11 protein-coding genes are annotated in these 11,726 nt (G+C 44.1%); 2 read left to right on the top strand and 9 right to left on the bottom strand.

Annotated features, from left to right (window positions below):
* The first annotated feature begins 1 nt into the window (after window position 1).
* Window positions 2-2,101, top strand: coding sequence for a UvrD-helicase domain-containing protein (locus BQ5453_RS11980; RefSeq protein ID WP_071123371.1), 2,100 nt, complete (start codon window positions 2-4; stop codon window positions 2,099-2,101).
* A 37-nt stretch (window positions 2,102-2,138) separates the two neighbouring features.
* Window positions 2,139-3,329, top strand: coding sequence for a Fic family protein (locus tag BQ5453_RS11975; protein WP_071123370.1), 1,191 nt, complete (start codon window positions 2,139-2,141; stop codon window positions 3,327-3,329).
* A gap of 250 nt (window positions 3,330-3,579) precedes the next feature.
* Here the strand turns inward: BQ5453_RS11975 and BQ5453_RS11970 are convergent, their stop codons facing one another.
* The 9 genes from BQ5453_RS11970 to BQ5453_RS11930 form a co-directional block, all read right to left on the bottom strand.
* Entirely contained in the window at window positions 3,580-4,227 is a 648-nt protein-coding gene (locus BQ5453_RS11970; RefSeq protein ID WP_083361231.1) for an ATP-binding protein, read from the bottom strand.
* Window positions 4,163-4,873: a helix-turn-helix domain-containing protein gene (locus BQ5453_RS11965; protein WP_071123368.1), complete on the bottom strand. Its 711-nt coding sequence runs from the start codon at window positions 4,871-4,873 to the stop codon at window positions 4,163-4,165. The genes BQ5453_RS11970 and BQ5453_RS11965 overlap by 65 nt, the downstream gene beginning before the upstream one ends.
* 2 nt (window positions 4,874-4,875) lie before the next feature.
* Entirely contained in the window at window positions 4,876-5,241 is a 366-nt protein-coding gene (locus BQ5453_RS11960; RefSeq protein WP_071123367.1) for a helix-turn-helix domain-containing protein, read from the bottom strand.
* A gap of 111 nt (window positions 5,242-5,352) precedes the next feature.
* Complete coding sequence (locus BQ5453_RS11955) at window positions 5,353-5,853, bottom strand: hypothetical protein (RefSeq protein ID WP_143033401.1); 501 nt, start codon at window positions 5,851-5,853, stop codon at window positions 5,353-5,355.
* 395 nt (window positions 5,854-6,248) lie between these two features.
* Complete coding sequence (locus BQ5453_RS11950) at window positions 6,249-7,361, bottom strand: site-specific integrase (RefSeq protein ID WP_071123365.1); 1,113 nt, start codon at window positions 7,359-7,361, stop codon at window positions 6,249-6,251.
* 116 nt (window positions 7,362-7,477) lie between these two features.
* A complete protein-coding gene (locus tag BQ5453_RS11945; RefSeq protein ID WP_071123650.1) occupies window positions 7,478-8,377 on the bottom strand; it encodes a helix-turn-helix domain-containing protein in 900 nt (299 codons plus the stop codon).
* A 269-nt stretch (window positions 8,378-8,646) separates the two neighbouring features.
* The gene (gene mnmE, locus BQ5453_RS11940) at window positions 8,647-10,065 is read right to left on the bottom strand and encodes a tRNA uridine-5-carboxymethylaminomethyl(34) synthesis GTPase MnmE (RefSeq protein WP_143033400.1); all 1,419 of its coding nucleotides are present in this window, start codon (window positions 10,063-10,065) and stop codon (window positions 8,647-8,649) included.
* A gap of 82 nt (window positions 10,066-10,147) precedes the next feature.
* Window positions 10,148-11,191 (bottom strand): transposase, encoded by a 1,044-nt coding sequence (locus BQ5453_RS11935; RefSeq protein WP_074027632.1) that lies wholly within the window; start codon window positions 11,189-11,191, stop codon window positions 10,148-10,150.
* A 34-nt stretch (window positions 11,192-11,225) separates the two neighbouring features.
* Entirely contained in the window at window positions 11,226-11,603 is a 378-nt protein-coding gene (locus BQ5453_RS11930) for an ISAon1 family transposase N-terminal region protein (RefSeq protein WP_143033257.1), read from the bottom strand.
* Window positions 11,604-11,726: the final 123 nt, after the last annotated feature.

The following is an 11,726-nucleotide window of genomic DNA, read 5'->3' as shown; positions in this document are numbered from 1 at the left end:
CATGAGACTGTTTTTATCAGAAACATTCTTTGATGCAGTGTTTAAACTGCCGAAGAAAATTCAAGACAAGGTGGTGTCATTCCAGAGAAAATTCCGTGAAAACCATACTTCCGCTGGAATACATCTGGAACCAATCACTCAGTTTAAGAACTCAACACTCCGAACTGCAAGGATAGATGATAACTATAGAGTCATTGTCGGTGTGCTTGACGGAGAAAATTATTCTTTGCTTTATGTTGGAGACCATGAGGATGCATATCGTTGGGGTATAAACAAGCGATTTGTATGGAACGAGCATACTCAGGCTTGTCAGCTCATTACTATTGAGGAAAAGCAGGAAGAGATAGCTGTGCCTAAGGTACAAATGAACAATGAAACGACTTTCTTTGAAGGAATAACTGAGGAAAAACTTCTCAAGATTGGTGTTCCAGAGGAAGTAATAGTAAGAGTCTTGAATATTAAATCGCTTGATGATCTGGACCTATTAGAACCGATTCTTCCAGTAGATGCATACGAGAATATTTTCAATATCATGGATGGAGAGGATATCGATTCCATCATAGCTACAATTGAAGAAGGCCAGGTGAAGGAAAATGAAGATAAATTGCTCAGTGATAATAATAAGCGTCGTTTTGTGGAAATCACGGATGACGATGCACTTCAGCGTATCATTGAACAAGGTATGGACAAATGGCAGATTTTCCTCCATCCTTCTCAGAGAAAACTGGTGAATGCTGAGTATAAAGGTACAATGAAGGTCAGCGGTGGTGCAGGTACAGGTAAAACTATCGCTGCATTGCACAGACTTAAATATCTGTGTGAGAATCCTAATGCAAATGTTCTGTTTACTACTTATACAAAGACATTGAGCATTAACATTGCCGACTCTATCGAGAAGCTTGGAGTACCAAAGAACAAGTATACTCTAAACAACATTGATCGAGTCTTGCTTGACACTGCCGAGAAGTACAAGGTTAAGGAAGGTTATAAAGTGCTGGATTACAGCGGTGATGAGGAGTCATTGAAACTGTGGCGTGAAGTTCTTGAAACAGAGGTAACAGAGTTCGATGAGCAATTCCTTTACGATGAGTATATTGATGTCATTGTGTATTTTGGTAACAAGGATGCGAAGCAGTATATGATGCAACCTCGTGTTGGACGTACCAAAGCATTAAGCCGTAAGCAACGCATCGGAATTTGGAAACTCGTTGAGAAATATAATGCTCTCAAACAAGAGAGAAGAGTCGTTGATCGCCTTGAACTCTTCAATGAGACGACAAACTATTTGAATGAGAACAACATCCACCCTTACACAAACGTTATAGCGGATGAGTTTCAGGATTTCTCTAATCCTGAGTTAAAATTCCTCAGAGCATTAGTAGCTGAAGGCAAGAATGATCTTTTCTTGACAGGCGATCCTATCCAGCGCATCTATAATGGTCGTAAGATAAACTTTGGAGCAGCAGGCATTAACGTTAGAGGTGTGCGAAGCAGAAAACTGAAGATCAACTATCGTACCACAGAACCTATCAAGCGTGTTGCTGTAAGCGTTGTTAAGGGCGTTGATTACGACGATATGGATGGCGGCAAGGAGTCAACAAATGGATATGTTTCGCTCATCCATGAAGGTGTTGCCCCTCAGTATAAAATTGTTGATGATGCAAATTCTGAAGTTCAGCAGGTTGTTGAATGGATGAAGGAGTGTCTGGATTCTAATATCAAATTGTCTGAGATATGTATTGCTGCACCAAGCATGAACCTTCTTAAGGAAATGCAAAGCCGTTTGCACCATGATGGCACGGACTATCGTGTACTAAAGGGAACTCAGAAGCAGGGCTGTTCAAATGGTGTAGACCTCTGCACTTTCCATTCACTTAAAGGCTTGGAGTACCGTGTTGTTATTCTAATGGGAGTAAACGAAAGGAACCTACCTTCTAAAGCCACTGAAGGCTATCCGTTCTCAGGTATGGATAAGGTGGCACAAAAGGAGTACCTTTCATCAAAGCGTTCGCTGCTGTATGTTGCCATTACTCGTGCAAGACAACTCGTTTACATGGTTGGCTTTGGTGAACCGTCAGGTTTGTTAGATGTTGTAAAATAGTATTTATTGGAATCGTTATTTTATACATAAAATCACTATGGGGATTATAGTTAACAATAGACAATATTATACCGACTTCGACGAATACATCCGTCAAGGTGAACCTAGCCAAAGGGAGAAAGCATCCATTTGGCAGACTGCAATCGGACTGCAGGCTGTTGATGGTTTGCTGACTTCCGATTATCTGAAGGCTACTGCTTGCAAGCACATTGAGGGTGAAATAGATATTGATGAAGCACGTGAACTGATAAGAAGCTACTATCAGTCGAAAACTCAGCGTGAGCCCGATGATGATGAGAAGCAAGAGGCGGATAAAGTCTCTGCCAACATCACCAAGATACTTTCGTCTCAGACATTGGATTTCAGCACTGGAGGTTATATCTCTGTCCATCGTAGGGTTTTTGACGGTGTGTTTAAGCATGCTGGCAAACTGCGTGACTATGATATTACGAAGCGTGAATGGGTTCTTGATGGTGATACCGTAAACTATCTGAACTGGGAGGATTTGAGAAGAGCCATAGATTATGATATCAGTCAAGAGAAAGAGTTTAGCTATAAGGGAATATCAACTGATGCCATGGTGGAGCACATCACGCGATTTGTTTCCGGTCTGTGGCAGATTCATGCTTTCTGCGAAGGTAATACTCGTACAACGGCTGTATTCACAATTCTCTACCTACGTTCTATAGGCTTCAAAGTTGACAATAGCCTTTTTGCTCAACATTCATGGTATTTCCGTAACGCCTTGGTTCGTGCAAATTACAAGAACGCCATAAAAGGAATTGATTACACATCTGTGTATTTAGAGCATTTCTTCCGAAACCTGTTGTTGGGTGAAAAATGGGATTTACGTAACCGTTATCTACATATCCATGCAACGAATGAATGGAAAGTGCAGCCCAATCTTGCAGGTGGAATAAACAATAAGCAAGAAGATTATAAGCGCGGGACAAGTACAGGACAAGTACAGGGCAAGCTGTGCACGGATAATGCTAATGTCAAACGGCTGATTGCTGTAATTGGAAATAAAGAATTATCTGTGAAGAGTATGATGAAGGCTTTGGAATTAAAGGGAAGAGACAATTTTCTTAATCTTTATCTGAAGCCTGCCATCGGTGATGGTTATGTTTGTTTGCTATATCCCAACTCGTCTCGTCATCCTCGTCAGAAATATCTTCTGACCGTGAAAGGGTTAGCGGTGTATGAGGAGTGTATCAAATCAAAGTGAAAAATCTGCCAGAGCTTGCTCCCCTAAGGCACTTAGCCGAGGATGCTTGGCTTGTCCAAGAACTCCTTTGGGAGTGGCAGCCTGTTGCGGTTTTCTCAAAACCGGTAATTAGGCTTACCGATTTTGAAAATCGTTGTTTTAGTGGCATCGAGCAAGCTCGTTGAAAAAGAGAAAAGCCAGTGCTCTTTGTGCATCCTATGTGAGGAGCGCATTGAGCATTGGCTTGTCATTTATGAGCAATTGTTGCTACTTAGCCTCTGTATGAGCTATTCAAGAAAGGAACTATCTCAGTTGTCTCTTTCAATCGGTCACCTATACGCTTGCCGTACACCTCTGAGATTAGTTTAGGGGTGAGGTTGGAGGTGATGATTGTCGGCAGTTGGTGTTCATAGCGGTAGGAGATGAGGTCGATAATGGGACTGAGCACATTGCCGTATTCGATGATTTCACGAGGCTCGGTGCCAAGGTCGTCTATTGCCAGAACGTCCTTGTCCATGAGTGATCGCCAATCTTTGGGATGTGTTTTGCAGATGTTGGCAAGGTCTTTGGCATTGTAGAGGCTGATGCCGAAGTTCTGACCTGTCACTTGATTCTTGATACCCAAATGATTGACGAGGTTCTGCATGGCATAGACAAATGTGGTCTTGCCATTGCCACAACCGCCAGCAAGCAAGAGGCTGTTCTTGCCAGACATGCCACAAAGCCAGTGGGCAACACTTGCAATTTGTTTACGCAACTCGTCACCATTCCGAAATGTATGGTTGCGATATTCCACTTCTGCTGAGATGGCTGCTGTAAGATACTGAACTGCCGTTTCGCTGTTTGTCGGCAACTTAAAACGAGCCTTCATAGGCTTGCGGTGAAGTAGCTGTGACTTCAATACTTCGTTTACTTTCATAATTTTGCTTGTTAAAATTGTTGTTATTTGTCTTGAGATATTCTTTTTTCATCTTGTTGAAGAAATGACGGCGACAGTCTGACTCTTTTTTATCCGTTACCTTGCAGATGCGGAGGTAGGCAAAGAACTTGCGGATGTATGGAATGAGATGTGCTGGTTCTGATATTCGATGATCATTCAGTTGGCTGATGATGTTCTTCTGCCATTCCACATCCTCGACTAAAATCTTTTCCAAATCATCAATGCTCATGCGTGTGTGGTGATTAGAGATTTCTTTGTTTATGTTATTGTCTTTAATATTGGTTGCATAAGTGGTTTCGCCATCAGTCTTATGAGCAGTTCTGTCAGCAGTTTCTCCAACGGTTTCAAATGTGCGGATATGATAGGTCGGTGTGCGAGAATGTTGAACACCCTCCGTAAAACCGATAAGTCCTTTCTTCTTCAGTCCGTTGCGAGCACGGATGAGTGTGGCTTTAGTCATACCAGTAGATGCACAGATGATGGCCGTGGCGCAGGCAATAGGCATCTGCCAATAGTTGCGGTTCGCCTCGTTGAGCAGATAGAAGTAGAGCGTTGTCTCTGCCATGGTGAACTGCGTGTTGCGGTTGGTTTCCCAAAAGCGATTAATCAACTTGATATACTCCATGGCTACATTCCCCAATTTGATTTTGGCTTGTGCCTTACCGTGCTGCGCATCTGTTCGGCAATACTTTCTGTTGTTTGCGAAGAAGCGTCTTGCTTGGCACCCTCCATCCACGCCATCAACTCCGAGCGCTTGAACTGGAGCATCTTGCCTGGCTGATAGAATGGAATCTTATGCGCTTGCGTGAGTGCATAGACCGTGGACTTGGCCCGACCGAGAATCTTGCATGCTTCATCAATGCCAATCATCGGTTCTACTTGCGGTTTGTTACAATGTTTCTGCAACGCTACTACTGTACTTAGCAGCGTGTCAACTTTCTTAATCAGTTCAGAAATAGCCTGAGGCATTGCCTCGAATGTGATATTGTCCATAACTTTCTGGATTTTGATGTTTCGTGCTGCAAAGTTCTGTGGTTATTCTTTATCCCGATGGTTATTTCATAGATAACCACTTGTTTGTAAGCAATAACCGTAACCGCATTCTTATGGTACCAGAGGCTCGTCTTTGGGATTATTCTCTATCGTACATTTGACGTAAGTGTCATTCATCTTTCGGTAGATTGTCTCCTCGTTGGTGTTTTCAAGAATCATCGGAAAAGCGTTCTTGATGAAACGGCATGAAGCTCTTCGGTCTAAGGCATTCAAGCGAGTCCACAGATTCCAAATCAAGTGGTAGAAGTCAATAGGCCGAAGTCCTTTTGTGTCGTTAATGGCAATCATAATAGGAGTACAACTTATAATGCCATTGGCATACTCATCAACCAAATGCAATAGTTGGGGCATTAACTTTTCGGGGAAATATTGGGCAACAACCTTTCTTATATATTCCTTGCATTGAGTGATAGCCGCTTGGCGATTAGTTTCTATTGCGTCAATTTCTTGTACAGGCAAGACTTCTTGCTCTTCTGTCCTCAAAGGCATAGGCTTTTTGCCCAAATCTTCTGAAACGACAGGTTTCCTTGCTGATGTCTTGTGCCTTGTCATTCCTTCCTTACACATAGACAATAGAACCACATAAACAGAATGAGAGATGACACCCTCAATACCTATGGAACACACTCCCAACACAGCATGACATTTCAATCCATTAACGACATAGATATAGGATATGGCGCAAACGAATAGCGTCATCATCAAGTAAATGTTGGTAGATACATACTTTGTCATGTTCATAAGCCGATACGATTTTGTGAGTTTTGTTGATACAAAGTTATCGGACATATAGGCAAAGAATAGAAAGAACTATCAGATAACCACCATTTTGATGGGTGAAAAACAAAATTGGTTCTATCCAAAAGGGTGAATAGAACCAATAAATGAAGTCCAAGCCGTTTCGTAATCAACGATAAAACTTGGACTTACAAAAGACTCAGAACTGTTTATTTCAAGGTAATCCTGCCGACCGTCTCACGTTTCTTGTCGTTCACAAGGTCGGCATAGATTTGCGTTGTGGTAACATTCTTGTGGACAAGCATCTTGCTGACCGTATAAATGTCTGTGCCTGAGGCAATCTGCAACGTGGCGTAAGTATGGCGAAAGCAATGGAATGAGATGTGCTTCTTGATACCGGCAGCTGCAATCCATTTGCGGAGTGGATAATTCACCATGCTTCGGGTGAGTCCACGAAACACTTTGTCATCAGTATGCTCGCCACAGAGTTGTAAGGCTTCATCGCTGATGGGGAGCATCGTTTCCGTGTCCGTCTTTTGTATTCGGATGCGGACACAATAGCCAAGGTCGGGAGCCAACTGTATGTCATCCCATGCAAGATTAAGGATGTCGCTGATTCGAAGTCCTGTAAGGCAAGAGAACAACGATGCTCGTTTCAACACAGGGATGTCGCACGGAGTAGCAGCCAACTTCTTTAGTTCCTCTGATGTTAGAAACTCCTTGCGCACATCGTCCGTTTCAATCTTCTCCAAGAAATCGTTCACATTCTCCTTAATCATCTTCTCACGATAGGCGATATTGAGGAAACCACGGAATGTGGAATAATAACCAGCTGCCGAGTTCTTGCTGATTTTCAGATGAGCGAGTCGAAGTTGGTTTGCACCAAGTAAGTATTCACGGAACTTCTTGCAGAGGTCTACCGTTACCTCTCCACAAGTGCAATGGCCTTGCACGAAGTTGCTGAAGTGCTTGTACACAATATCCCATTTTTGGTCTTGCCCTCTACATTTCTTCTTATAGTAAGCGAGGAAGTCGCTCTTCATCTTCTCATGGTCAAGGAAATCAAATTTCTCGTTGATGAGCGAAGTGACTCTCATGCAGCGTATTGCTTCTGCTCGCTCAATCATTGAGCGGTTGAACTCCCGTTCGGCATCATTCTTTGGCTTGGCAAAGATGTATATACCCAAATACTCCCTGCGTGTCATCTTCATCGTTTCGGGATTGCGGATGGCAGGATAGAAGTCGAGATACAAGGACAAGCGTCCATTGGCAATGGGGCGTCGGAGCAGCGACACCGTGGTGCATGTGTGATAGTGTGGCATAATATCTTTCGTTTTGATGTTTTATAATTGAATGTGTGTGCAAAGTAAGGCGGTTATTCTTGCAGTGTCGGGTTATTAATGAGATAACCGCAGACAAGTAAGATATAACCATAACCTTACCGCTCGATAGTAGGTGGGGCGAACAGTTCGTCCAACTCTTTCTTGGACAGCTTGACATACTTTCCTTCTTGCACCTTGGGAATGTTGTAGGTCTTCACATAATGATAAAGCTGGTCACGGGAGACATGAAACTTTGCCATAGCCTCCTTTATGGTGTAGTATTGTGGCGCATCAGGTTCGGCTATTCCCTTGGAAATATCCACATGGCGCTTGGAGTAGAGCACTTTCTTCTTTATCCGCTTCTTGGGTATCTTGAAGTTTGAAACAAAAGTATAGACAGCTGTGGTGGTCATGTGGAATTTCTCTTTCATGTCTGCTACAGAATACCACTCCGTGATGCTTGCATCCACGGCTTTCTTGGCAAAGTAAGCGTCAATGTGTTTCTTGCTCCAATAGGACTTGCCACGCTGAAACATTTTCGGAATGTTCTCGCTCTTGGCTATCTTGTACAAGCCTGACTCGCTGATGCCATACTTATCAAGGATTTCAGCGGTTGTGTAGAACTCGGTGATGGGAGCTCTCTCATTCTTATGTCTCTTTTGATAAGGCTTGGCTTCATCAAACATCTTTTCGATGTCGGCCTTACGGATGAAAGTTTTGCCTCTCATTCTTATACATGGGAGCAAACCATCCCAAAGGTATCGATATATAGTTACTCTGTCAACAGACAACAACATAGCAGTTTCCTTAGGAGAGAGGTATTCCTTGGAGTCCGTTTCGTTTTGCTCTTGCACAATGATGCTATCTTGAACCAATTTTATTCTTTGATTACGAAGCATATCCTTATACGCATAACTGTTGCATTGCTTACTGCAGAAACGAGTAGTCACTTTGTAGGCGATGAAGTCTTTGCCACACCACTCACATTTCTTTTTGATTGGTATTTTACTTTTCATTCTATAGTATTTTGGATTTATCAATTCCTCAATCATTTCGTTTATGACATGTCAAGGCGTTTCAGAGAGTTGCAACGTGTTACATTCCTCCATCACCTTGCCCACGCCCAGAGCCACTCTTTTCCCTCGCGGTACGAGAGCGCTACGAAAATAGACGCAAAAACGGTCACAATCGATTTCTATCGAGAGTGACCGCAAAAAAGAAAAGCGCTCGGTGTGAGCGCTTTAACTATAGAATGTGAGATTTGTTGAGTGTTTTTAATAGGCAATCACTTTCCCACGCAGAAATTTTTGAAAATATTGCCAAGTACCTCATCGGTGGTGACCTCGCCAGCAATATCGCTAAGGTGGAAAATGCATTCACGTAAGTCTTGGCTGATAAAGTCGCCAGAAAGGCCGTTGTCAAGGCCATCAATGACGCGATCGATAGCTGTGAGAGCTGCACGTAATGCTTCGTAATGGCGTAAGTTGCTAACTATGGTGCCAGCTGATGTGGTGGCAGATTGTAGCTTGAGTAAGGTGGCTGTTAGTATTTGATGCAATTGGTCGATTCCTTCAGACTTTTGTGCGCTGAGTGAGAGCAGCTTTACATCAAGGTCAGAGGTTGACAATTGTGATCTTAGATAGTTTCTGGCTTGTGTAAGGGTGGAGGAAGTAACAATGTCTTGTTTGTTGAGTATGATGATAAGTTGCTTTCCTTGAGTGGCTGGTAATATATTGGCAGAGAGCTCGGCGTACTGTGTTTGATATTGAGTAAGATCCACAAGCCATAGCACAATGTCTGCTTCGCTGATTTTTGCAAAGGTTCGGTCAATTCCCATGCGTTCTACTTTGTCGGTAGTGTGGCGAATGCCGGCAGTGTCAATAAAACGCACCAGGGTGCCGCTTACGTTGATAGTCTCTTCAATAGTATCGCGAGTGGTGCCGCGTACTTCGCTTACCAAGGCACGTTCTTCGCCCACTAAGGCGTTGAGCAGTGTTGATTTGCCTGCATTGGTCTCGCCGACGATGGCCACAGGAATACCACGTTTGAGTGCGTTTCCCAAACGGAATGACTGGCATAGGGCCGATATGTGGTCGTGAATTTCGTGAGCCAAGTCACGTAGTTCCGTACGCGAGGCGAATTCCAAATCTTCATGGTCTGAAAAATCGAGTTCTAACTCAAGCAACGATGTGATGTGTAGAAGTTGGTCGCGTAATTGGGCGAGTTCTTTACTGAATCCACCTCGCATCTGCTGCATGGCCATGCGGTGATTCGCTTCAGTGGTTGAGGCTATGAGGTCTGCCACCGCTTCGGCTTGACTAAGGTCCATTTTGCCATTCAAAAAGGCTCTTTCTGTATATTCACCAGGGCGTGCCATGCGACAGCCTTGTGCGAGCAACAGTCTAACAATTTGCGCAAGAATATATTCAGAACCATGGCATGATATTTCACAGGAATCTTCGCCTGTATATGAATGTGGTGAGCGAAACAAACTGATGAGAACTTCGTCAATGAGTTCGTCTGTGTCGGGATTTATTATATTTCCAAACGTGATAGTGCCCCCGTGTCTTTGGTCAAGGGGCATGCTGCCCTTAGGCTTGAATATTTCTGAAGTTGCGGATATGGCTTGAGGCCCTGATACCCGTACTATGCCGAGTGCACCGCCAGACGGCGTTGCTATGGCGCAGATGGTGTCCATTTTGATAAATTTTGATTTCAGTGTAAGTATGGAGGGAGTTGCTTTTCAGGCGCACCCGACAAACCCTGTGGAGTAGGCCGTGCAGATGCTAACCCAAAACTGTTGCTAAACGATACATGAAGAATGGTATGTCTATGACTCCTTTTACTTGTGCACGAAAGCATTTGATCTTTGAGTTCAACGATTCAGCTGAAGCGTTAGTCTTACGTCCGTCAAAGTAGTTCAGGATTTCATCCTCATAGAATCTGATGGTATCGCGTACGGACTTGATTTCACGCAGAGTGCAGGAAGCCACTTTCTCATACCACCCCTTGAAATTCTGTTTGGCAGTCTCCTTTGTGAGTTTCTTGTTTCTGAATATGGCTCTAAGGGAGTTGATCAGATTGTATGCTTCTTCAAGTTTTGGGTAGAGTGCGAAAAGTATCTTCGCACGCTTTTTCTGCGTTGCGCTCCACTTCTCTCGGCTCATGGACAATTGCTTGCGACATCGTGTCTGTGCCTCTACAAGAGTCTCGCCATTTTCAAGCCTTTTGGGTTCAAAGCGAGTGTTCAGCCTCATAGGCTTTCTTCCGCGCTTGCTCTTCTTCCAGTTCTTCCCATGCCTTTTCCTCATTCGCTCGCGGTAAGCCTTTCTCTGCGCTGCCAGATTTTCGAGGTATTTGCGAAACTCTGCCTTCTGTCTGTTCGCCTCCTTTACGGCTTTTCGTTTCAGGCGCAGGCGTATCTCTTCGCAGCCCTCTCCACCGCGTTTTACGACATGGAAGCAGTCACGTATGACTGTGGCTTTAGGGAATGCCTCTCGGGCTATGACACGCATGCAATCTGAGAGATCCATCGTGATATTCTCAACCATTTCACGCTTATCTGCAGGTAGTTGCATGAGAACCTTCAGTACGTCAGCAGGATTCGTTCCCTTGACTACTGCTATGATTGCACCCTTGCGACCATGGGCATCCTTGTTGTGAACGATAGTGTACAGTTCGCCCTGGAGGGAGGTCTCGTCTATGCCTTGCTCCTTACCTACGTTTTGCGGAATAAGAATCCACTTGGATGCGTGATCCTTCTGCTCCCACGTCTCGAAGTTACTCAGGGCGTCCTTGTATCTTTTGGCAAACGTGGAGCTGTTAATCATGTACGTATAACCAATCTGACGAGCGGTTATCGTCTCAGAGTCCATTCGCCCTCTTTAAAAAAAGCGCGAAGTCCTTCGCGTATCGAGTGCCCTTATGCTTCAGTTCAAACTCCTTGTCAAGGTCAACACTTCTTGTTGTGCCATCCGGCATTGTCCAACGCCTTCTTCGTATGTGAAGTACCGCCTTCTTGTCTCGGGCTGGATAGTCAAGTAAACATGATTCTTCCCCAAAACCATTGCTCACGGAATCCTTCATGTCTGGTGTGCGATTGTCGCGCTCATCCAGATAGATGTGAAGCTCTGTTGTGTAAAGAACATCCTTGTCCAGAGTACGCTGTGTTGCAAAGTCTGTCACCTCGAAATATTTAAGAACTCCTTCGGGGAGGAAATATGAGGCGAGGCCCTCATACATATTTTTATTGCCATTCTGATTCATAGTGCAAAGGTACTACTTTTGGGCAATCATGTATCGTTTGGCAACTCAGTTTTTGGGTTAGCATCTGCACAGCCCTCCACAGGGTTTGTCGGGTGCGCC

Source organism: Prevotellamassilia timonensis, assembly GCF_900106785.1.
Lineage (GTDB): Bacteria > Bacteroidota > Bacteroidia > Bacteroidales > Bacteroidaceae > Alloprevotella > Alloprevotella timonensis.
This window is presented reverse-complemented; position numbering and strand designations above follow the sequence as displayed.

What these genes read in the sequence shown, in the direction of transcription:
- BQ5453_RS11935 (WP_074027632.1), bottom strand. Translation starts at nt 11,191, where the DNA reads ATGATTAACAGCTCCACGTTTGCCAAAAGATACAAGGACGCCCTGAGT.
- BQ5453_RS11970 (WP_083361231.1), bottom strand. Translation starts at nt 4,227, where the DNA reads ATGAAAGTAAACGAAGTATTGAAGTCACAGCTACTTCACCGCAAGCCT.
- BQ5453_RS11950 (WP_071123365.1), bottom strand. Translation starts at nt 7,361, where the DNA reads ATGCCACACTATCACACATGCACCACGGTGTCGCTGCTCCGACGCCCC.
- BQ5453_RS11945 (WP_071123650.1), bottom strand. Translation starts at nt 8,377, where the DNA reads ATGAAAAGTAAAATACCAATCAAAAAGAAATGTGAGTGGTGTGGCAAA.
- BQ5453_RS11960 (WP_071123367.1), bottom strand. Translation starts at nt 5,241, where the DNA reads ATGGACAATATCACATTCGAGGCAATGCCTCAGGCTATTTCTGAACTG.
- BQ5453_RS11955 (WP_143033401.1), bottom strand. Translation starts at nt 5,853, where the DNA reads ATGACAAGGCACAAGACATCAGCAAGGAAACCTGTCGTTTCAGAAGAT.
- BQ5453_RS11975 (WP_071123370.1), top strand. Translation starts at nt 2,139, where the DNA reads ATGGGGATTATAGTTAACAATAGACAATATTATACCGACTTCGACGAA.
- BQ5453_RS11965 (WP_071123368.1), bottom strand. Translation starts at nt 4,873, where the DNA reads ATGGAGTATATCAAGTTGATTAATCGCTTTTGGGAAACCAACCGCAAC.
- BQ5453_RS11930 (WP_143033257.1), bottom strand. Translation starts at nt 11,603, where the DNA reads ATGTATGAGGGCCTCGCCTCATATTTCCTCCCCGAAGGAGTTCTTAAA.
- BQ5453_RS11980 (WP_071123371.1), top strand. Translation starts at nt 2, where the DNA reads ATGAGACTGTTTTTATCAGAAACATTCTTTGATGCAGTGTTTAAACTG.